We start from the raw sequence: 19,674 nt of genomic DNA on the forward strand, positions 1-19,674 counted from the left end.
TGAAAAAGAGCATCTTTAAAAGGTGCTCTTTTTGTGTTTGATTTATAATATCGTTGACTATTTAGAATTGCGTGATAAAATAATTGAAAATAGAGGATGTGATAGCTGAATGAATTTGTTCGAAAATAATATATTTGCATTGATATATTTTTGTCTAGTAATCGGGCTTATCGTTTTGTTTTTTGTATCATTTACTCTGTTCATTAAAAGATTATTGCAAAAAAACACTATGAAAAAACAACATGTGATTAATATGAATCAGAAGTTAGATCGGATTATTGAATTGCTTGAAAAAGATAAAAAAGAATAATGGAAGATGGATAAAAAGGAGAAGCAGATGGCGAATTATATAAAGGAATTACGTGAAAAAATAGGGCATGATTATGTTATTTTGAATTTTGCAGGAGGTTGTGTATTTAATGAATTTGGTGAAGTGCTTCTGCAAAAAAGAGGAGACTTTAATGCTTGGGGATTTCCAGGCGGTGCAATGGAGATCGGGGAATCTGCGGCAGAAACTGCGATTCGAGAAATAAAAGAAGAAACAGGATATGATGTGGAAATTGATGAGCTCATTGGTGTGTATACGAAATATTTTCAAGCATATCCGAATGGAGATCAGGCACAGGCAATTGTAATATTCTTTAAGTTTTCAATCGTTGGAGGGAATACAAAAATAGACGGTGATGAAACGTTAGATTTGCAGTTTTTCCCTTTAGACAAAATGCCACCATTGTTTAATAAACAACATGAAGATTGCTTGCAGGATTTATTAGAGAAAAGAGTAGGGGTATATCGTTAACGTATAAAAAAGAAGCTAAATGAGATTAGCTTCTTTTTTATGTTCTATTTCCACCAATCATCAAACATTGACGCTGGTACTTGTCTTTTATGTTCACTCACTTTGTAACGCTTCTCGATCTTTTCAGCAACGTCAGCTGGAACGGATTTACCTTCTAAATAGTCATCTAATTGATCGTAAGTAATGCCTAGCTCTGTTTCATCAGCTTGACCTGGTTTTTCATCTAATAAATCAGCTGTTGGCATTTTTAAGTAAAGTCGCTCGTCTGCACCTAATTCTTGTAATAAATCACGTCCTTGGCGTTTCGTTAATCCCGTTAATGGTAATAAATCTGCACCGCCATCTCCGAATTTTGTGAAGAAACCTGTTACAGCTTCAGCAGCATGATCAGTTCCGATAACGAGTAGCCCTTGTTGTCCGCCGATTGCGTATTGTGTAACCATGCGAATGCGTGCTTTTACGTTTCCTTTATTGAAATCTGTTAATGATTCACCTAATAAGTTTTCGTATTGATTTGAGAAGGAATCAACAGTTGAAGCGATATCAAAAGCAACAGACTGATCAGCTTGAATAAATTGTAATGCTAATTGTGCATCATCTTCATCTTTTTGTACTTTGTATGGAAGACGTACGGAGATAAACGTTGCGTTACCACCTTCATTACGAACTTCTTCGACTGCAAGCTGTGCTAAACGTCCTGCCAGTGTAGAGTCTTGTCCGCCGCTAATTCCAAGTACAAATCCTTTTGCACCTGTAGTTTTTAAATAAGCTTTTAAGAAATCAATTCGTTTACGAATTTCTACTTTCGGATCAATTACAGGCTGAACATGTAATGCTTTCATAATTTGTTCTTGTAATGTCATTATGTTTTCCTCCTATTCATATTAAAGCGGTAAATAAGTTTATATGTATATTGGTACATACTTCTATCCTTTATTATTTCGCAAAACTAACGAATATACAATAGGATGCGTGTATGAATATGAATGTAGTCATTATAATGAAACTGTTTTATATAAGCAATTGTTTAAAACCTTTCAATAATGTAAGGTTTTTGTCATTTGAATCGATGGAAGGTATTTCCGAACTTTACTAATATAAAAGTATAGTTAGTAGAAGGGCGGAGAAGTAGTATGAACATTAGAGAACTCGCATTTCGAAATGTAACGCGAAATAGACGAACATACTCAGCTTATTTTTTGAGTAGTGCATTTGCAATTATGGCCTTTTTTGTGTATTCATTTTTTGCGTTTCATCCGGCATTAAGTGCTGGAGAATTAGGACAGTACGTATTCGTAAGTATGTCTTTTGCGCAGTCTATTATTTACTTATTTACATTCTTCTTTATTTTATATTCAATGGGAATGTTTTTAAAAACGAGAAAGCGTGAACTAGGAATTTTAATGATGCTAGGTATGACGAAATATCAATTAAAGCGTCTTATCTTCTTTGAAAATATAATGATTGGAATAGGGGCAATAATTTTTGGGATTCTTTCAGGTATGTTGTTTTCAGGAATATTAATATTTGTAGCTCCGATGATATTAAAACTAGATATCTCTTTATCCTATTACATACCGATGAAAGCGATTGTTGTAACGAGTATTATGTTTTTCGTATTATTTATGATCATTTCATTGTTTAGTGCAGGAATGGTTCGTAAAAATAAAATTATGAAATTGTTTAGAGGATCAGCAGAGGCGAAGCCAGAACCGAAGGCATCTATAATTTCTTCTATATTAGCAGTAGTATTGCTTAGTGCTGGTTATGCAGGAGCTCTTATGTCACATGGTGCAATGGTATTTATAATGATGATTCCTGTTACAACGGTAGTCATTATTGGTACGTATTTGCTGTACAAGCAGTTGAGCGTCTTTATTATTAGACTATGTAAAAAAAGTAAACGTTTCTATTGGACACAGACAAATATTATTACTTTGTCAGATTTAGCATACCGTATGAGAGATAACGCAAGAATGTTCTTTATTGTAACGATTATTTCAACAGTAGCATTTTCAGCAATAGGTACATTGGTTGGGTTTGCTTCGATGACGAAAGAAATTATGGACAGACCAATTGCGTTTCACTATCAGTCTAAGCAAGGTAATAGCAATGAGCCACAGCATCTGAAAATCATTGACGAAGGATTAAAGAAACATAATATAGCAGCTTCAAAAATAAATATTTCATCGAAGAAAACGGAGGAGCAGTCGTTAATAAGCGCCATTTTTATAAAAGAATCAGATTATAAAGAATATGCAAAGTTAACAGGAGAACCATTTAATACTGTATCAAATAAAGAGGCTTTATTTTTGTCAGTCGAAATACCCGGACCACCGATGAAAGAAAGAAAAGAAATTACTTTACCAAATATGAATGAACCTTTAAATGTGAAAAAAGTTAATACTTCTTCATTAAGTAAAATACTAAGAGGTAATGTGTATGTAATCTCTAAAAATCAATATGATTCATTACAAGATGGATTTAAAGAAGAAAAAGATTATATGTATAAAACACAATCCGCTAAAGATGAAATTGAGGTTGGTAAAGAGCTTACGAATCAGATTAAGCCTTATCAAGAACATTCAACGTTTAGTGCAGAAGAGTACGATCAAAATCAAAGTCTACAAATCGCAGGACCCATTTTATTTGTAGGTTTCTTTATTGGTATTGTATTTTTCGTTTGTGCAGGAAGCTTCCTTTACTTCCGTTTATTTTCAGATTTGGAGGACGATACTCGTTTATTTGAAATGATTCGAAAAGTTGGATTGACGAGAGGGGAATTATCGAAAGTAGTCACAATCCGCTTAGCGCTTTTATTCTTCGTTCCAGTTGGAGTTGCAACATTACACGGGGCAGTAGCATTAACTGCGTTAGGACAAATGTTTGAGTACTCACTGTTTAAAGAAAATACAATTGTATTAAGTATTTTCGTAGGTATTCAAGTTGTATACTTCTTAATTATACGATCGCGTTATTTAAAACAATTGAAAGAAAGATTGAATATTCGTTAAATGTGTTTTTTTAACTTTTGTACTATATTTTCTAAAAAGAGTAAGGCATTACCAAATATATAGTGATAAAATGAAAATAGCGAGGTGAAAAAAATAATAGAGAGTAAGGGGGGAGTAACATGAAAGCAACAGGAATTATTCGAAAAGTAGATGAATTGGGACGTATAGTTATTCCTAAAGAATTACGGGATGTATTAGGAATACAAATCAAATCACCACTTGAAATTTTTGTAGAAGAAGACAAAGTCATTTTACAAAAATATCAACCATACAATGCTTGTCAAATAACAGGTGATGTTTCAGATCAAAATATTTCATTAGCAAATGGAAACATTACTGTTAGTATAGAAGGCGCAAAACATGTAATAAAAGAAATTGAGCAGTTTTTGAACAAGAGTAAGATTTAGTCTTAATTTATCCCGCTATTTGTGGGCAGTAAAACTCCCACCTCAAAACTCGGCTGAAGCAAAGAAGTTAGGTGGGAGATCAATTGCCCGTAAACGCCCGATTGGTGAGGGCTAATAATCAGTGGGGGATGAACACCACCCACTGATTATAGTTTCACTTTATATTATTCTATTGAAAAACTGAAAAAGAAAAGGACCATTAATGATCCTTTTCTTTTGTTTATTGAGAAACATTTGAGAGGAAGGGAAATGGAACGAATAAAACGAATGTTAAATCTAAACGCATTCAATAGTGGTCTGAAATGAAAATAATATATTTTCAGGAGGGATTACGATGAATAGTAGTACAGCGAATAAACAAAAAGGCATTAAATTAATTCCGTTTACTGTAAATAAAGTGGTTGAACAAGTAAATGAAATTCCACCAGGTGTACAATTGATTCATGCTCCGCAAGTATGGGAAAAGAGCGCGAAAGGAAAAGACATTGTCGTTGCTGTTTTAGATACAGGTTGTGATGTAAATCATGTTGATTTAAAAGATCGTATTATTGGTGGGAGAAATTTCACAAAAGATTATGAAGGAAATCCCAATATTTATCTTGATAATAATGGGCATGGTACTCATGTAGCGGGGACAATTGCAGCGACTGAAAATGGAGTGGGTGTACTAGGAGTCGCACCACTTTCTAAAATGTTAGTTTTAAAAGTATTAGCTGGAGATGGTTCTGGAAGTTATGAGCAAATTATTGAGGCCATTCATTATGCTGTAAATTGGAGAGGACCGAATAAAGAGAAAGTGAGAATTATTTCAATGTCACTTGGTGGTCCGCAAGATGTACCAGAGTTACATGAAGCTATTCAAAATGCGGTAAAACAAGACGTACTTGTCGTGTGCGCTGCAGGAAATGATGGAGATTGTAACGATGATACTGAAGAATTAGATTTTCCAGGTGCTTATTCTGAAGTAATTGAAGTAGGTGCTGTTAATTTAGAGCGGAAAATTTCATGCTTTAGTAATTCAAATCAAGAAATTGATTTAGTAGCGCCGGGTGATGAAATACTGTCTACGTATCCAGAGGGGAAATATGCGGTATTAAGTGGCACTTCAATGGCGACGCCGCATGTCGCTGGGGCGCTAGCACTTCTCATAAAGCAGTGTGAGAGAGAGTATGGTAGAAAATTATCAGAGCCGGAAATATATGCGCAACTTATAAAAAGGACTGTACCTTTAGGGTATGAACGTACATCTGAAGGGAATGGATTAATAGATTTATTAAAAGAATAGTAATTACTAAAAAACATCTCATATTTATATGAGATGTTTTTTAGTATGGTTCTGTTGCATGTACTACAACATCTAATAAACCAGGGAATCTAGTATTTAAATCTTCTTCACGAATTGAAATGAAACGTTGCGTTCCCTCAAGTCGTGTAAACATAACACCAGATTCACGTAACACTTTGAAATGATGAGATAAAGTTGATTTCGCAATTGGAATGTTTAACGCACCACAAGATTGTTCATTTTTCTCTAGTAGCATAGTTACAATTTGTAAACGAATTTGATCGCTAAGTGCATATAAGACAGAAGAGAATTGAATTTCTTCTCGATTTGGATGATAGAGAGTACGCATTTTTTCACCTGCTTGTATAAGTTAATATATTTGCACTATAACATATAAAGTGGTATATTTCTATTGTTCGAATATAATCGAACAATAGAAATATAGGGGGGTAAAAAATGAAGTATACAAAATTGCAAAAGGCAGGACTAAATATTTCGAAGTTGGGGTTAGGAACAAACGCTGTTGGGGGACATAATTTATATGCTGATGTGAATGAGGAAGAAGGAAAAAGATTAATAGAAGAAGCAATTCAGCAAGGGATTACATTTTTTGATACAGCAGATTCATACGGTTTCGGTCGATCAGAGGAATTGGTAGGAGAAGTATTAAAAGGAAAACGCCACGAGTTTGTACTTGCTACAAAAGGTGGAATTCAGCCATTATTAAATGGAGAGGTTCATATTAATAATGAACGAAGCTATTTAAGAAATGCTGTGGAAAATAGCTTAAGAAGATTACAAACTGATTATATTGATTTATATTATTTACATTTTACAAATCCTGAAACAAGTTACATAGATTCAATTGGAGAACTTACTCGCCTAAAAGAAGAGGGGAAATTCGTTCAATTGGAATATCTAACGTAAATGTAGAGCAATTAAAAGAAGCGAATCAGCACGGACATATAGATGTTGTACAATCACCGTATAATATGTTGGATCGTGCTGCTGGGGAAGAACTTTTGCCATATTGTATAGAATCAGGTATTTCATTTATACCGTACGGGCCTCTTGCTTTTGGGATACTAGGCGGGAAATATACAGAAGATTTTAAATTAAACGAAGGCGATTGGCGTCAAAGTGTAAATCTATTTGAAGAAAATACATATAAAAATAACTTTAAAAAAGTTGAGATGTTAAAAGATTTAGCTAAAGAAATGAATCTTGAAGTATCACATTTAGCTTTAGCGTGGCTATTAAATAAAAAAGGAATTGATACTGTTATTCCTGGTGGGAAACGAGCGGAGCAAATAAGAGAAAGTGTAAGAGCAGTGGATGTTTCATTGAATGAAAAAGTTATGAAAGAGATTGAATCTATTTTAGAAGATTAGTTAAAAAGAGGGAACTATCCCCTTTTTATATAAAAAGAGAAGAAATACATGAAGGAGCTTTTGAGTGCAGGGGGTAAAAAAAGTAGACAAATAATAGAAATGTATTGTAATAAAATTATGGGGAATCCAAAAATAAAAATCCCTAAAGAGATAGGGATTTATATATCGGCATATAGTTCCTTGGAAAAGGATATACTTAGTTTAACATATAGGAATACTTATATTTGTGAAATAGATGTGAAAGTAATGTGAAAAATGCCGTAATAAAAAGCACTGTTTTAGCTAAAACAGTGCTTTTCGTTTAGATTGAACTGTTGCCGCATTTTCATCATGTATTCCTGCTTCTTCAATAATTCGTTTTTTTACTTTATTTAATAGATGGTCTACTGCCTCACCAAAATAGTTAGCTTCGCTTTTTGTGCGGGCTTCTCGTAAACATTTATAGTTTTCTAGCAGTTCCTCTTTTTCGGTGTTTGTTAAGAAATCTTCTATTTTCTTTTTTGTCATACGAAACACCCTTTCTTCTGACAAACGACGCAATAGAAAATATTTATTTTTTATTATAACAATAATTTTTAGAGAAAGTATAGACTAACGTCGTAATAGTTTGTCAATTTCTTGGATTTTCTCATCAGCTTTCCCAATTTGCGTATTTTTAGCCTGTTCACCACCAAGAGCTTGGTGAAGTAAAAACGTTTGACCGGAAATAGCGGTCACAATGGAGACTTTTATAATTTCTTTTATTAAGGTGACATCGAATAAAACGAGTCCAAGAAGTGCGGCGAGGCTACCTGTAAAAATATCAGTTAAAAATCCAAAATGAAAAAAAGTTTTTAAACGGCGTGGAAGCAATAACTTGCCTTGGTTATTGATTAGATGGGAAACGAAGCCAGTAATGCCACCAACGAGAACTGCGGTTAGCCATTGATACATTTCCATCGAATCCACTCCTTTTAGTGAATAAGATTCGATAATTTTATATTGATTCCTTTTAATATTTCATATAAGCATATTGAGAAAGTTTGTTTAGGTTTATTACGTATTCAATTTAATTATAACAGAAAAATCTGATATATTTCAGTCTATTATATGAAGCGGTTATTCCTTAATATGAATGTAGAAAGGGGTGCGTGATATGAATATAGATTATCGAATAAGAAGTGTAGATGGTTATACAAAAAATATAGGGGAATTAGTAAGCATGCTGTAACATTACAGGAAATAAACGAGCTATCAGTTGAGCAATTAGATTTAATTATGCCGAGTGGAGGGAATTCCATCGGAGCGTTACTAAAGCATATAGCAGCTATTGAAAAAGCACATCAGCTTATTTCATTTCAAAAGCGTGACTTTACAAAAGAAGAATTAGAAATATGGGAAGATGCACTGTATTTAGGGGAAGCAGGGAAATCTATTCGTGGCTATGACATACCGTATTATGTACAACTTTTGCAAAAAGTGAGAGAAGAAACACTAAAGTGTTTGAGTGAACAGGATGACGAATGGCTAATGTCAGAAAGAAAGTGGCCTAATGGCGTAGCGTATAATCAGCACTACCTTTGGTTTCATGTGCTAGAAGATGAAATTAGTCATCGCGGACAAATTAAAATGCTAAAAAATAAGTTATTTGAAAATTACGTTAAATAAGGTAGCTTTTTAATGGGATATTCCATATAATGAGAGTAATTAAAATTAGAACGGGGTGATGTATTATGGCGAAATTAGCTTATGTGAATAATAAACCAAATACAAAGGTGGACGGAAAGGGCGATACTCTATAAGTGAGCGCACAATCCTTCCACTAAGTTCAAACTAGGGAGGATATCAATTTGGATCAAAATATTTTAGAATCTTTCGGATGGGATTCTTTTTTTGAAGAACAAGCTGTAGAGAACTATGAAGTAGGGCGTATTTTACTTGAGCATAAGCATATATATCGGATTATTTGTAATGATGGTGAATATGTAGCGGAACTGTCTGGGAAGTTTCGTCATGAAGCGTTAACGAAGGGAGATTATCCGGCAGTTGGGGATTGGGTATATATAAAGAAAATAGAAAATGAGAAAAAGGCAATTATTCACCGTATTTTTCCGAGAAGAAGTTCTTTTTCAAGACAAGAAGCTGGTAACAGAACTGAAGAACAAATTATCGCAACAAATGTAGATTATCTATTTTTAGTGAATGCACTTAACCATGATTTCAACGTAAGAAGGATGGAACGTTATTTGCTGGTGGCTTATGAGAGCGGTGCAATGCCTGTTATTGTTTTAACGAAGAGTAGTTTATGTGAAGATGTGGAACAGAAAATTGCAGAAACTGAAGCGGTAGCAATCGGTGTTCCTATATTTGTTGTTGATAGCTTAGTGTACGTCGGAATAGAATTATTGCAACAATTTGTTTCACCAGGAAAAACAATTGCTTTAGTTGGATCTTCAGGTGCAGGGAAATCTACTTTATTAAATGCATTAATAGGAACAGATGTAGCAAAAACCGGAGATATACGTGAAGAAGATAGTAAAGGAAGGCATACGACAACTCACCGTGAATTGTTCCAATTACCGAGTGGCGGTTTAGTAATTGATACGCCTGGTATGAGGGAACTTCAGCTTTGGGAAGGAAGCACGGCAATTCAAACTACATTTTCCGATATTGAAGATCTTGCAAATACTTGCCGCTTTCGAGATTGTAAACATGAAGGTGAACCAGGATGTGCAGTGCGAAATGCTATAGATAACGGAACTATACCCGTAGAGCGCTTACTAAGCTATAAAAAGCTGCAAAGAGAATTGGCATATGTTATGAGAAAACAAGATGCTATTCTCGCAAGAGCTGAGCGTGATAAGTGGAAGAAGATTTCTAAACAACATAAAAAAATGTAAAAAACCAAAGGACTATTCCTTTGGTTTTTTGTATTTGTAAATTTTATAATAATATTATTCATATATATAGACAAAGGGAGAATATTTGTTTAAACTTTACAAGGTGTTTATCAAAAACGAATTGTAAAAATAGAGGATAGGGAATGGGATATATTCATAATTGGTTACTTATCTTTAAAATTTAATATTTAAATGTAGGAGGTTTGTAATGAGTAAACTGTTAAGGTGGTTTCGAGATATAAAAGTAGCAAAAAAGCTATTAATTTCATTTTTGATAATTTTAATTGCGGCTGTCTCTATTATTGGAGGAATGTCTTATCAAACGGCTAAAAAGAATTTTGAATCACAAATTACGAGTAGTGCTCACGATAATATAAAAATATTAGATAATTTAATCAATCAAATGATTGAGGCGAAATTTAACGAAGTAAATAACTTTGCACGAGTGATTCATAGTGATATGTATCAAGGAGATAATCAAGATGAATTAAGAAAGGTATTATCTCAATATATTAATTTAAATAAAGATATTGAACAAGTATATGTTGCCGGCAATGATAAGAAGTTTGTGCAAGAACCAAATATACAAATGGCAGCAGAGTATGATCCAACAACTCGTTCTTGGTATAAAGATGCAGTGAGTAAACAAGGTGGAATCGTGGTCACTGAACCGTATAAGGCGAAAGGAAATGGACATATTGTCGTAACGATTGCGAAACAAACAGAAGATAAAAATGGTGTTGTTGCGGTAGATTTAAGTTTAGAGAATTTATTGAAAACAACAAAGTTAATCAATATTGGTAAAAAAGGATATACTTTCATTTTAGATGGAAAACAAAAAATAATTGCGCATCCTCAAGAAAAACCAGGAGATAAAGCAGCTGATTCTTGGGCAAAGAGAATTTACGAAGATAATCAAGGCACTTTTTCATACACGTATGATGGTAGTGAAAAGAAAATGGTATTTGCTACAAACTTAAAAACAGGTTGGAAAATCGGTGGAACGATGTACTCAAATGAAGTAATTGAAGCTGCTCAGCCTGTATTTTATAATATGTTAATTGTTATGCTTATTTCATTAGTTGTAGGAGGGGCACTTATTTATTTCGTAACTCTTTCTATTACAAAACCTTTAAAGAGATTAGTTGCCACTTCTAAAGAAATAAGTGAAGGAGATTTAACGCAAACAATTGAAATTCATTCAAACGATGAAATCGGTCAACTTGCAAAAGGTTTTAATGAAATGACAGATTCACTAAGAACGTTAATTGGAAGAATTAATACTTCAGCAGGGCATGTTGCAGCTGCATCTGAAGAGTTAACAGCAAGTGTGAGACAAGCGAGTGAAGCGACTGAACAAATTACATCAGCAATGGATGAAATATCAAGTGGTGCAACGACGCAAACAGCAAGCGTAGAAAATGGTGCTATGTTACTGTTTGATGTAACAGAAGGGATTCAACATGTAGCAAATAGCTCATCATCTATTAATACTGCTTCTGCTCACACTCGCGAAAAAGCAGAAGATGGTGGAAAGCTAGTTGGAAAAACAGTAAATCAAATGCAATCTATTGCGGAATCTGTTTCACAGTCAGATGCTGTTATTCAGTTGTTGAATAACAAATCAAAGCAAATTGGTGATATTTTAGAAGTTATTCAAAATATTGCAGATCAGACAAATCTTCTAGCTTTAAATGCTGCAATTGAGGCTGCAAGAGCTGGTGAGCATGGAAGAGGCTTTGCAATTGTTGCTGATGAAGTACGAAAATTAGCAGAACAATCTAGTGTATCATCAAGTGAAATTAGTAAATTAATTTGTGAAATACAAGATGATATGAGTAAGACAGTAAAATCTATGAATAATGTAAATGAAGAAGTGCAATCTGGACTTGTTATCGCAAATGAAACAAAACAAAATTTCACTGAAATTTTACAATCTACAAATGAAATTGCTGACCAAATTAAAACGATGGTTGAAACAGCTAATGGGATGTCAAAAGGTGCAAATGAAGTATCTATTTCGGTTGGTCAAATTGCTATGACGGCACAAAATAATGCGACGAGTACACAAAGTGTTGCAGCGTCAGCTGAGGAGCAGTTAGCTTCTATGGAAGAAATTGGTTCTGCGGCTGGTACACTATCTCAAATGGCTGAAGAGTTACAAGTATTAATTGAAAGATTTAAAGTATAAAAAGGGGAGGCTGTCTCAAAATAGCATTAGTGCTATTAGAGACAGTCTTTTAGCTGATAAACGGATTAGAGGTTCAATGTATTTAATGTTTGTCGAAAAATAGAGGAATTTGTTAAGCGGGTGTATAATTAATATAATATAGACTACGTTTAAAGGAGATCAGTATGGGAGTGTATTGGGGAACGAAAAGACATTCTTGGCTTAGCTATGTCTCGTTTTGGTTAAGCATTTTATTCTTTGTTGCTTTTTTAATTGAAGTGTTTGTATTTAAAACACTTTCAAATAGCTCATTACAAATCGTTAAATACTTTTATTTTATATTTGTTCCATTAAATATCATTCTTAGTTTAAGGTTATTATTTAAGAAGAATGAAAAGAAAATATTACCGATTTTTAGTTTAATTGTATCACTATTATTTGCAAGTTTAATTATAGTGTTAGCATTAGCAGCTACAGGAAAAGTCTTATGAGGAGAGTGATATAAATTACTCTTCTTTTTTGTGGTTTTTTAAGAGTTATAAGTAGTGTGTAGGAAATAAGGAAAGTGATAAGTTATCAGTAAGAGGACGTATTAGTGAATAGAGGGTGAACTGAAAATACTATATGTTTTGTATGTGTTTATAAAGCAAATGAATGCAGTAAGATTCGTGATATATGGTACAATAAACATGGATAGTGATAGAGATAAAGGGTATATAAAATACTCATCGTTTTTTAGTAAGAGAGGGGTTATCTTATGCTATACGAGGATTTGATGACATTATTCCAAGCTGCTCCGATAAAATTAGATAGAGGCGGCTGGAAATATATAATCCAGGAACAAAATGATAATTATGAAATTGTTGATGAAATGTTAAAAAAGCAAATGAATGTTGAATTGTATTTTAATGAGTATGATGAGGTGAAAATCACTTTATATAAAGATGGAAGCCCTATTACTACTATGCAAAGAATTGCTATTTCAAAAGTTGAGTTGGATGAAGAGGAAGAAGGCATTCAATTCGTATTGGAACGCATGCCAAGTCGAATGATTCGTTTGCAATTAAAGCCATATCTTGCAGTAGAAATGGGGCCGTACTGGGAAGTATGTGAAGACTGTGAATGAAGATGAAAAACATCCGTATACACGGATGTTTTTTTATGTTTTTTGAAGTTGTTTAAAGGCAATAATCGGTAGTAAAATGATGCTCACCCAACCGATAATAGGGTATAGAATATGAAGTAATTCACTATATCCAATGAAACTAAAGCAATAACTAATTAGTAATATGAAGTAAATAATGTTATTACTTTTCCATCCGGTAATGGATTGCATTTGTTTTGTCATCCCGAACACATTACCAACTAAAGTTGTGAACACTTCACCGAAAATAATAAGAACAAAGAAAAAGTGAAAAGTTGCATTAAATCTTCTTATGACTTCAGCCATTGGGATATTGTATTGATAAAATTGGTCGACTGATAAGATAGCTAAATGGCTGCATAATAAAATTAAAGAAAGTCCTGCACCACCTAAAATTCCACCCCACAAAATGGCTTTTCGATCTTTTACTTCACTGGCTAACGGGACGAGAACGCTTTGGGCGAGCGAAAGATTTAAAGCGACATATGTAATAGGGCTAGTAATCCACTTCATATTCCAGCTCTCTGCAGGAATAGTATTACTAATAGGTGTTGTACTATGGAAAAAGGTTGTAATAGCGAGTCCGATAATAAAGATCATCATAATAGGTACGACAAGTGTATTCACTTCAAAAACACCTTGTAATCCCCGGCTCCCAATAATGAGGCAGGCGATGACTGTGATGAAAATACCAAGTTGTCTCGGGAGACGAAGTTGTTCTTCAAATACTGCACCGGCTCCTGATAACATAACGCTCGTTACACCAAATAATACGAGTAATAGTAATGTGTTTACGACATTTCCAAATACATCCCCAAATAAATATTTGTTGAATTCTTGAGCTGAGAATGCCCCTATTTGTGATGAAAGTAACATCATCTTTGTGCCGAGCCAAATAAAAAAAAATCCACTTATACATATGCCAATGGTTCCGTAAAATCCGTTAACTGTAAAAAATTCAACAATTTCGCGCCCAGTAGCAAATCCAGCTCCAACGACAGTTCCGATATAAGTAGCAGCGACTTTCTTTGCTACTTGCCATTGTTGATTGTCCATGTTATCCCTCTTTCTTCTATGATGAGCTTGACTTACTATTATGCATATGTGTGAGCTTGGACAATTAGACATGTGAAGTAGTTGAAAGAATACATGAATTATATGATATTAGGGAAATATTAAGGTTGTTAAAACTTTGTTACATATAAGCTGTTCATTCGGAAGAGTAGGAAATGTATGGTAAAATGTAATTAAGTTATTAAAAGATAATAATTATAAAATGATAAGAGGAGTGGATTGTATGAGTACGAAAACGAATGTTGTTGAAGTATTAAACAAGCAGGTAGCAAACTGGAATGTATTATATGTCAAACTGCATAATTATCATTGGTATGTGACAGGACCGCACTTCTTTACATTACATGAGAAATTTGAAGAGTTTTATAATGAAGCAGGAACATACATTGATGAGTTAGCAGAGCGTATTTTAGCGTTAGAAGGAAAACCGTTAGCGACAATGAAAGAGTATTTAGCAACTTCAACTGTAATCGAAGGGACAAGCAAAGAGTCTGCAGAAGAAATGGTGCAAATTTTAGTAAACGATTTTTCTGCACTTATTCAAGAATTAAAAGAAGGTATGGAAGTAGCTGATGAAGCTGATGATGAAACATCGGCTGATATGCTATTAGCAATTCATACGACATTAGAACAACACGTATGGATGTTAAGTGCATTCTTAAAATAAACATAAATGGATTAAAGAAAAACTCTATTGAAAAATTCTTTCAATAGAGTTTTTTATAATTTTTCAGTTTTCTTTTATGCTATAATATAGTAAAAAGGAGGCGATACAATGTTTCGCTTTTTCAGAACTGGAAAAGAAGATAGGGAAATTACGAAAGATGAATTAGAACAAGCGATGGCGAAGTTTCTAGAAACGAATGCTAATATCGTTTATACAGTTTTAGTAAATGATGATTACACAGTAAATTATGATTTGTTAAAGCCCTATTTACCTGCATTTCCAACAAATTTTTTTCTGATAACGAAGGAAACGCTTGAAGTATTTGAACATACAGAAGAAAATTTAAACCTAGTTAAAGAAATTGATATCGTACAAAAGGCCGTAGATCAATATGTAACAGAAAAAGAAATGTTCCCAATTGTTGAAGATAGCGAAGATCGCCTCATATGCAGAGTGAAGCTAGGACCATATTTAAATCGTATATTAAAAAGAAACTTATATATTTCAGAAAAGCATTATTTAGTTTCAAGTAAACCAGATAAGAAAAAAAAGAATAGTGGGCAGATGTTATGAGAACAACAACAATAATATTATTGTTGTCTTTTTTTTATTAAAATATTGATTTTTCAGTTTATTTAACTTTATACTACAACTAGTGGATAGGAAGGAGTGGTGTATTATGCGTATACATACATTAACTATTAAATATCATTCTGAGAATCAGGTATTATTAAGTTGAATTGTAGAATTTAACTACTTATACCGTGACCCTAGAATGATAGGAAGATTGGAGAAGCAATTATTATAAAAGGTTACGGGGGAATTCCTATATGGAAAATAATATGACTTATATTAAGTTATTAAATGAAACGTTACATTGTTATGCAAATAAAGGAAGTTTTGAAGCGTATTCTTATATAATGAATAATGCTAAAGATGTAATGGGTAATGAAGCACAAATATATAATTTTAAATATGCATTAGCAAGTGCAGCAGGACTTGAAGAAGAAGCGTTGCATTTAATGAAGAAAGCAATTATAGAAAATGGATTTTGGTACGGAAGTGAGTATTTAATTTCCGATGATGATTTAAAACCACTACATAAATTTGAAGAGTTTCATAGAATGGTTCAATTATGTAAAGAAAGAGAAGAATTAGCAAAGAAATCGGAACAAGCAGACGTGAAATATAAATACAGCAAACAAACTGAAAATCTACTAATAACACTGCATGGGGATCAAGAAAATATACAAATAATAGAACCATATTGGAACTCTGTAATGGAACAAGGTTTTATGCTAGCATTGCCTCAATCTTCCCAAATTCAATTTTCAGATGGATATGTGTGGGATAATATCGAAAGAGGAAGAGATGAGTTAAAAGGACATTACAATAAGATTAAAGTGAATAAAACATTTGGGAATATTATTATTGGTGGCTTTTCTGCTGGGGCAAGAGTAGCGTTACATTCCATGTTACAAGGTGAAATAGAAGTGAACGGTTTTATTTTTGTGGCACCGTGGCTTCCGGAAATGGAAGAATGGGAAGAGATGATTGGAATATTGCATGATAAAAGCATAAAAGGATATATAATATGTGGGGATCAAGATGAAGATTGTTTTGAAGGTACACAGCAATTTGTAACGTTATTAAAGGATAAAAATATAGAACATAAGTATAAAGTTGTGCCTAACTTAAATCATGATTATCCTCATAATTTTGATGAGTTATTAAAAGAAGCTATTGAATATATAGGAAGCAAAAACAATTGATTGGTAGTAAGAAAAGGAGATGCATCATATGTGATGCATCTCCTTTTCGTTATTATAAATTAAAAGCATCTGCCAATAGGCGATAAGAGTTTAATTTATGTTCAAATTGATGAGTAATCGTGACAATCATAAATTCGTCAGTATTATACGCTTTGCTTAAGTTTAATATTTTTTCTTTCACAGAAGACGGATCACCGACAATCATACGTTGACGATTTTCTTTTATGCGGAATAGATCATAAGCACTATACGAATAATTTTGAGCAGTTTCAATAGAAGGAGTACCAGTAGTCCGTTTTCCTTGTTCTAATAGTAAAATCGATAAATCAAGGCTTGATGCAATCTTCTCCGCTTCTTCATTTGTTTCTCCGCAAATAACAAAAATAGATACGATTGATTTTGATTTATCACCTAAATAGGAAGGTTGGAATTGTTCTTGGTAAGCCTTCATTACTTCAGGGCCACCGTATCCGTTAATGAACTGTGCAAATGCAAAAGAAGCGCCTTGCTTTGCCGCAATCATTGCACTTTCTCCGCTAGAACCGAGCATCCACATTTCAGGAGATGTTGGGATAACTGGAGTAGCCTTTAAGTTTGCATAATGATGGTTTTCTGGTACTTGATCATGTAAGTACATAGCAACATCTGCAATTTGTTCTGGATATTGATCAAGTGAGACCATTTTACCTTCTTGAAGTGCGCGAGTTGCTATCGGCATACCACCAGGCGCTCTCCCGACACCAAGGTCGATGCGGCCCTTATAAAGTGCTTCTAAAACGCGGAAATTCTCGGCAACTTTATATGGACTATAATGTGGCAGCATAACACCACCAGAACCAACTCTAATACGGTCAGTTTTCGCGGCAATATGTGAAATGAGTATTTCTGGACTTGAACCAGCTAAGCTAACTGAATTATGGTGCTCGGATACCCAAAAACGTGTGAATCCGAGTTTCTCAACTTCTTGTGCAAGCGTAACTGTATGCGAAATAGCTTGGGCTGCTGTGCTACCATCTGAAATAGGTGATTGGTCTAATACACTTAATTTGATCATAGAATATACCTCTCAATCTTAATGTACATCCTATTATATATTTACTTACGAAAAATGCGTAATGAAATGCTCAAAAGGAAAAGTGAATAATTTTTTATCCGCTTTTAATGAGAAAACCCTCGTTCATAATGATTCATTTCGACTAAGTTTAATATATATTCGTAGTTATCAATTTCTAAATGTATTTGCTTGCGTTCTTCTTCAGTTAGTTTAACGCTAGTGAGTTTTTTACATAACTGTTGTTTCTTTAATTCTAAATGTTTTTTTGTAGCCTGATAATCGTAAGTACGTTTCATGTGTATCCACCCTTTCCATACAGTTACTATCTGTATGTTTATCATATGAAGCATGTGGAAGGGGGAGAGCTGCACCTTATGTATTTTTAGTGAATTTTCAAATTGTGGTGGTGTTATGTTTAAGTGAATTTATGAATAAAATGCACTAAACCACTAATTTGTATTTCATGAAGTAAGGGGTGGGATTGTGCAGAAAGATATAATGTTTAACAATGAGATGGATGAAACGTTAAAAGTTATAAATAAGGGATTGAAGAAGACGACACGTCCGAAACAAATCATTGTAGTAGGGGCTGGTATGGCTGGATTAGTTTCGGCATCTTTATTAAAAGCAGCAGGGCATGAAGTGAAGGTTTTTGAAGCGAACAACCGTGTAGGTGGCCGCATAGAGACAGTTAGAATGGAAGATACTGGATTATATTTAGATGTTGGAGCGATGAGAATTCCGTATTCGCATACATTAACGATGGCATATATAAGAAAGTTTGGGCTACAGGTGAGCCCTTTTATTAATAGGAATGAGACAGATATTATATACGTAAATGGTCGGAAAACGACATTAAAACAATACGAAAAAGATCCAAGTATTTTAAGATATCCTGTGGAAATGAATGAAGTTGGGAAAACGTCTGAGGAACTATTAATGTTAGCGGTACAGCCCATTATAAATTTTATAAAAAAGAACCCAGAGAAAAATTGGGATATTGTAGTAAAGGATTTTGGGAAATATTCTACAGGTCAATTTTTAAAATATCATCCTTATCAATATAATACGTATTTTTCGCCAGTAACGATTGAGATGATAGGTGTTCTATTAGATTTAGAAGGTTTTTTAGAAAGGTCATTCGTTGAGACGTTACGTTTTTTATATATTATGCAAGAGGAGAGCGGATTTTGCGAAATAATAGGTGGGAATGATAGATTACCAAAGTCTTTTTTACCACAATTAGAAGGAAATATTATATATAATCAAAAATTAATGAAGCTTCATCAACAAGCCAATAGTGTAACAGCCTATTACCGGAACGAGGAAACTTTTGAATATAGTAGTATTACAGGGGATTTAGTTATTGTTACAATTCCTTTTTCAACAATGCGATTTGTAGAAGTAGATCCATTTGATTCGATATCTCATGCGAAGTGGAAAACAATTCGCGAATTGCATTATATGCCAGCTACAAAAATAGGAATTCAATTTAAAAGTCGTTTTTGGGAGGAACAAGGGCAATTAGGTGGGAGAATTATAACAGATCTTCCTATACGTTATGCGTATTATCCAAGCCATGGAATCGGAGAGAAAGGGCCTGCTATGATGTTAGGAAGCTATACATGGTCTTATGATGCGTTGTTATGGGATGGGTTATCAAAGGGGGATCGTATCTATTATACACTACAAAATTTAGCAACAATATTAGGTGGTCAAGTATATGATGAGTTCATGTCTGGAATATCAAAGAGTTGGACATTAGATCCATATGCGCTTGGAGGGTTTGCGCTATTTCAAGCTGGCCAAGAATCAGAATTACAGCCAGTCATTGTAAAACCTGAGGGGAGAATATACTTTGCCGGAGATCATACAACGCTGTATCACGGATGGATTCAAGGTGCGATTGAATCTGGAGTTCGTGTAGCAATGGAAGTGAATGATTAAAAAGTTTAAAATTCAGAAATTTCTTTACTGTATAACTTGAGATGGATATTATTATATATAAAAGAATTATA

21 protein-coding genes and 2 pseudogenes are annotated in these 19,674 nt (G+C 33.7%); 16 read left to right on the top strand and 7 right to left on the bottom strand.

The window, feature by feature from the left end; all coding sequences use genetic code 11:
• Nucleotides 1-109: 109 nt before the first annotated feature.
• Together LCF45_RS09840 and LCF45_RS09845 are read left to right on the top strand one after the other, a co-directional pair.
• Complete coding sequence (locus LCF45_RS09840; protein WP_002064945.1) at nucleotides 110-310, top strand: DUF4083 domain-containing protein; 201 nt, start codon at nucleotides 110-112, stop codon at nucleotides 308-310.
• Between the two features lie 27 nt (nucleotides 311-337).
• Nucleotides 338-799 (top strand): NUDIX hydrolase, encoded by a 462-nt coding sequence (locus LCF45_RS09845; RefSeq protein ID WP_002130989.1) that lies wholly within the window; start codon nucleotides 338-340, stop codon nucleotides 797-799.
• A 44-nt stretch (nucleotides 800-843) separates the two neighbouring features.
• Here LCF45_RS09845 and nadE read toward each other — a convergent pair whose 3' ends face one another.
• Entirely contained in the window at nucleotides 844-1,662 is an 819-nt protein-coding gene (gene nadE / locus LCF45_RS09850; protein WP_002012398.1) for an ammonia-dependent NAD(+) synthetase, read from the bottom strand.
• Between the two features lie 270 nt (nucleotides 1,663-1,932).
• On the opposite strand from nadE, the gene LCF45_RS09855 reads away from it, so the two are divergent.
• The 3 genes from LCF45_RS09855 (at nucleotide 1,933) to LCF45_RS09865 (ending at nucleotide 5,505) form a co-directional block, all read left to right on the top strand.
• Nucleotides 1,933-3,813, top strand: a complete 1,881-nt coding sequence (locus LCF45_RS09855; RefSeq protein WP_263894778.1) for an FtsX-like permease family protein — start codon at nucleotides 1,933-1,935, stop codon at nucleotides 3,811-3,813.
• A gap of 119 nt (nucleotides 3,814-3,932) precedes the next feature.
• A complete protein-coding gene (locus LCF45_RS09860) occupies nucleotides 3,933-4,220 on the top strand; it encodes an AbrB/MazE/SpoVT family DNA-binding domain-containing protein (protein ID WP_002012401.1) in 288 nt (95 codons plus the stop codon).
• Between the two features lie 334 nt (nucleotides 4,221-4,554).
• Complete coding sequence (locus LCF45_RS09865) at nucleotides 4,555-5,505, top strand: serine protease (RefSeq protein WP_002012402.1); 951 nt, start codon at nucleotides 4,555-4,557, stop codon at nucleotides 5,503-5,505.
• 40 nt (nucleotides 5,506-5,545) lie between these two features.
• Here LCF45_RS09865 and LCF45_RS09870 read toward each other — a convergent pair whose 3' ends face one another.
• On the bottom strand, nucleotides 5,546-5,854 hold the full coding sequence (locus tag LCF45_RS09870) for an ArsR/SmtB family transcription factor (protein WP_002012403.1): 309 nt from the start codon (nucleotides 5,852-5,854) through the stop codon (nucleotides 5,546-5,548).
• Between the two features lie 107 nt (nucleotides 5,855-5,961).
• On the opposite strand from LCF45_RS09870, the pseudogene LCF45_RS09875 reads away from it, so the two are divergent.
• Nucleotides 5,962-6,896: pseudogene (locus LCF45_RS09875) on the top strand (aldo/keto reductase).
• A 48-nt stretch (nucleotides 6,897-6,944) separates the two neighbouring features.
• Nucleotides 6,945-7,148, top strand: coding sequence for a hypothetical protein (locus LCF45_RS09880; protein ID WP_002012406.1), 204 nt, complete (start codon nucleotides 6,945-6,947; stop codon nucleotides 7,146-7,148).
• A gap of 30 nt (nucleotides 7,149-7,178) precedes the next feature.
• On the opposite strand, the gene LCF45_RS09885 is transcribed toward LCF45_RS09880, so the two are convergent.
• Nucleotides 7,179-7,403 carry a hypothetical protein gene (locus LCF45_RS09885; protein WP_002012407.1) on the bottom strand — a complete coding sequence of 75 codons (225 nt, stop codon included), beginning with the start codon at nucleotides 7,401-7,403 and terminating at the stop codon, nucleotides 7,179-7,181.
• Nucleotides 7,404-7,487: 84 nt separating this feature from the next.
• Nucleotides 7,488-7,835: a DUF4257 domain-containing protein gene (locus LCF45_RS09890; protein WP_000426320.1), complete on the bottom strand. Its 348-nt coding sequence runs from the start codon at nucleotides 7,833-7,835 to the stop codon at nucleotides 7,488-7,490.
• A gap of 196 nt (nucleotides 7,836-8,031) precedes the next feature.
• Between LCF45_RS09890 and LCF45_RS09895 the strand changes: the two are divergent.
• The 5 genes and pseudogenes from LCF45_RS09895 to LCF45_RS09915 all read left to right on the top strand — a co-directional run bounded on the left by LCF45_RS09895 (nucleotide 8,032) and on the right by LCF45_RS09915 (nucleotide 13,071).
• Nucleotides 8,032-8,543: pseudogene (locus LCF45_RS09895) on the top strand (DinB family protein).
• A 182-nt stretch (nucleotides 8,544-8,725) separates the two neighbouring features.
• Nucleotides 8,726-9,775 (top strand): ribosome small subunit-dependent GTPase A, encoded by a 1,050-nt coding sequence (gene rsgA / locus LCF45_RS09900; RefSeq protein WP_002165939.1) that lies wholly within the window; start codon nucleotides 8,726-8,728, stop codon nucleotides 9,773-9,775.
• A 208-nt stretch (nucleotides 9,776-9,983) separates the two neighbouring features.
• On the top strand, nucleotides 9,984-11,966 hold the full coding sequence (locus tag LCF45_RS09905) for a methyl-accepting chemotaxis protein (protein WP_078203189.1): 1,983 nt from the start codon (nucleotides 9,984-9,986) through the stop codon (nucleotides 11,964-11,966).
• 164 nt (nucleotides 11,967-12,130) lie between these two features.
• Nucleotides 12,131-12,436, top strand: coding sequence for a hypothetical protein (locus LCF45_RS09910; RefSeq protein WP_002012413.1), 306 nt, complete (start codon nucleotides 12,131-12,133; stop codon nucleotides 12,434-12,436).
• Between the two features lie 266 nt (nucleotides 12,437-12,702).
• Nucleotides 12,703-13,071 (top strand): DUF3979 family protein, encoded by a 369-nt coding sequence (locus tag LCF45_RS09915; protein WP_002165937.1) that lies wholly within the window; start codon nucleotides 12,703-12,705, stop codon nucleotides 13,069-13,071.
• Nucleotides 13,072-13,104: 33 nt separating this feature from the next.
• Here LCF45_RS09915 and LCF45_RS09920 read toward each other — a convergent pair whose 3' ends face one another.
• Nucleotides 13,105-14,145, bottom strand: coding sequence for a YkvI family membrane protein (locus LCF45_RS09920; protein WP_002064968.1), 1,041 nt, complete (start codon nucleotides 14,143-14,145; stop codon nucleotides 13,105-13,107).
• Nucleotides 14,146-14,386: 241 nt separating this feature from the next.
• On the opposite strand from LCF45_RS09920, the gene LCF45_RS09925 reads away from it, so the two are divergent.
• The 3 genes from LCF45_RS09925 (at nucleotide 14,387) to LCF45_RS09935 (ending at nucleotide 16,602) form a co-directional block, all read left to right on the top strand.
• Nucleotides 14,387-14,830 carry a Dps family protein gene (locus LCF45_RS09925; protein ID WP_002012416.1) on the top strand — a complete coding sequence of 148 codons (444 nt, stop codon included), beginning with the start codon at nucleotides 14,387-14,389 and terminating at the stop codon, nucleotides 14,828-14,830.
• Between the two features lie 108 nt (nucleotides 14,831-14,938).
• Entirely contained in the window at nucleotides 14,939-15,403 is a 465-nt protein-coding gene (locus LCF45_RS09930; protein ID WP_002012417.1) for a DUF3939 domain-containing protein, read from the top strand.
• Between the two features lie 257 nt (nucleotides 15,404-15,660).
• Entirely contained in the window at nucleotides 15,661-16,602 is a 942-nt protein-coding gene (locus LCF45_RS09935; RefSeq protein WP_002031449.1) for an alpha/beta hydrolase, read from the top strand.
• A gap of 52 nt (nucleotides 16,603-16,654) precedes the next feature.
• Here the strand turns inward: LCF45_RS09935 and LCF45_RS09940 are convergent, their stop codons facing one another.
• Nucleotides 16,655-17,656: an LLM class flavin-dependent oxidoreductase gene (locus tag LCF45_RS09940; RefSeq protein WP_078206768.1), complete on the bottom strand. Its 1,002-nt coding sequence runs from the start codon at nucleotides 17,654-17,656 to the stop codon at nucleotides 16,655-16,657.
• A 104-nt stretch (nucleotides 17,657-17,760) separates the two neighbouring features.
• Nucleotides 17,761-17,952: a DUF3896 family protein gene (locus LCF45_RS09945; protein WP_002012420.1), complete on the bottom strand. Its 192-nt coding sequence runs from the start codon at nucleotides 17,950-17,952 to the stop codon at nucleotides 17,761-17,763.
• Nucleotides 17,953-18,139: 187 nt separating this feature from the next.
• Between LCF45_RS09945 and LCF45_RS09950 the strand changes: the two genes are divergently transcribed.
• Nucleotides 18,140-19,603: a flavin monoamine oxidase family protein gene (locus LCF45_RS09950; RefSeq protein ID WP_002126981.1), complete on the top strand. Its 1,464-nt coding sequence runs from the start codon at nucleotides 18,140-18,142 to the stop codon at nucleotides 19,601-19,603.
• Nucleotides 19,604-19,674: the final 71 nt, after the last annotated feature.

This window comes from Bacillus sp. 41-22 (assembly GCF_025809295.1).
Lineage (GTDB): Bacteria > Bacillota > Bacilli > Bacillales > Bacillaceae_G > Bacillus_A > Bacillus_A mycoides.

Excerpts from the sequence above, each read along its gene's own strand:
- LCF45_RS09840 (WP_002064945.1), top strand. The coding sequence starts at position 110 with ATGAATTTGTTCGAAAATAATATATTTGCATTGATATATTTTTGTCTA.
- LCF45_RS09845 (WP_002130989.1), top strand. The coding sequence starts at position 338 with ATGGCGAATTATATAAAGGAATTACGTGAAAAAATAGGGCATGATTAT.
- nadE (WP_002012398.1), bottom strand. The coding sequence starts at position 1,662 with ATGACATTACAAGAACAAATTATGAAAGCATTACATGTTCAGCCTGTA.
- LCF45_RS09855 (WP_263894778.1), top strand. The coding sequence starts at position 1,933 with ATGAACATTAGAGAACTCGCATTTCGAAATGTAACGCGAAATAGACGA.
- LCF45_RS09860 (WP_002012401.1), top strand. The coding sequence starts at position 3,933 with ATGAAAGCAACAGGAATTATTCGAAAAGTAGATGAATTGGGACGTATA.
- LCF45_RS09865 (WP_002012402.1), top strand. The coding sequence starts at position 4,555 with ATGAATAGTAGTACAGCGAATAAACAAAAAGGCATTAAATTAATTCCG.
- LCF45_RS09870 (WP_002012403.1), bottom strand. The coding sequence starts at position 5,854 with ATGCGTACTCTCTATCATCCAAATCGAGAAGAAATTCAATTCTCTTCT.
- LCF45_RS09880 (WP_002012406.1), top strand. The coding sequence starts at position 6,945 with ATGAAGGAGCTTTTGAGTGCAGGGGGTAAAAAAAGTAGACAAATAATA.
- LCF45_RS09885 (WP_002012407.1), bottom strand. The coding sequence starts at position 7,403 with ATGACAAAAAAGAAAATAGAAGATTTCTTAACAAACACCGAAAAAGAG.
- LCF45_RS09890 (WP_000426320.1), bottom strand. The coding sequence starts at position 7,835 with ATGGAAATGTATCAATGGCTAACCGCAGTTCTCGTTGGTGGCATTACT.
- LCF45_RS09905 (WP_078203189.1), top strand. The coding sequence starts at position 9,984 with ATGAGTAAACTGTTAAGGTGGTTTCGAGATATAAAAGTAGCAAAAAAG.
- LCF45_RS09910 (WP_002012413.1), top strand. The coding sequence starts at position 12,131 with ATGGGAGTGTATTGGGGAACGAAAAGACATTCTTGGCTTAGCTATGTC.
- LCF45_RS09915 (WP_002165937.1), top strand. The coding sequence starts at position 12,703 with ATGCTATACGAGGATTTGATGACATTATTCCAAGCTGCTCCGATAAAA.
- LCF45_RS09920 (WP_002064968.1), bottom strand. The coding sequence starts at position 14,145 with ATGGACAATCAACAATGGCAAGTAGCAAAGAAAGTCGCTGCTACTTAT.
- LCF45_RS09925 (WP_002012416.1), top strand. The coding sequence starts at position 14,387 with ATGAGTACGAAAACGAATGTTGTTGAAGTATTAAACAAGCAGGTAGCA.
- LCF45_RS09930 (WP_002012417.1), top strand. The coding sequence starts at position 14,939 with ATGTTTCGCTTTTTCAGAACTGGAAAAGAAGATAGGGAAATTACGAAA.
- LCF45_RS09935 (WP_002031449.1), top strand. The coding sequence starts at position 15,661 with ATGGAAAATAATATGACTTATATTAAGTTATTAAATGAAACGTTACAT.
- LCF45_RS09940 (WP_078206768.1), bottom strand. The coding sequence starts at position 17,656 with ATGATCAAATTAAGTGTATTAGACCAATCACCTATTTCAGATGGTAGC.
- LCF45_RS09945 (WP_002012420.1), bottom strand. The coding sequence starts at position 17,952 with ATGAAACGTACTTACGATTATCAGGCTACAAAAAAACATTTAGAATTA.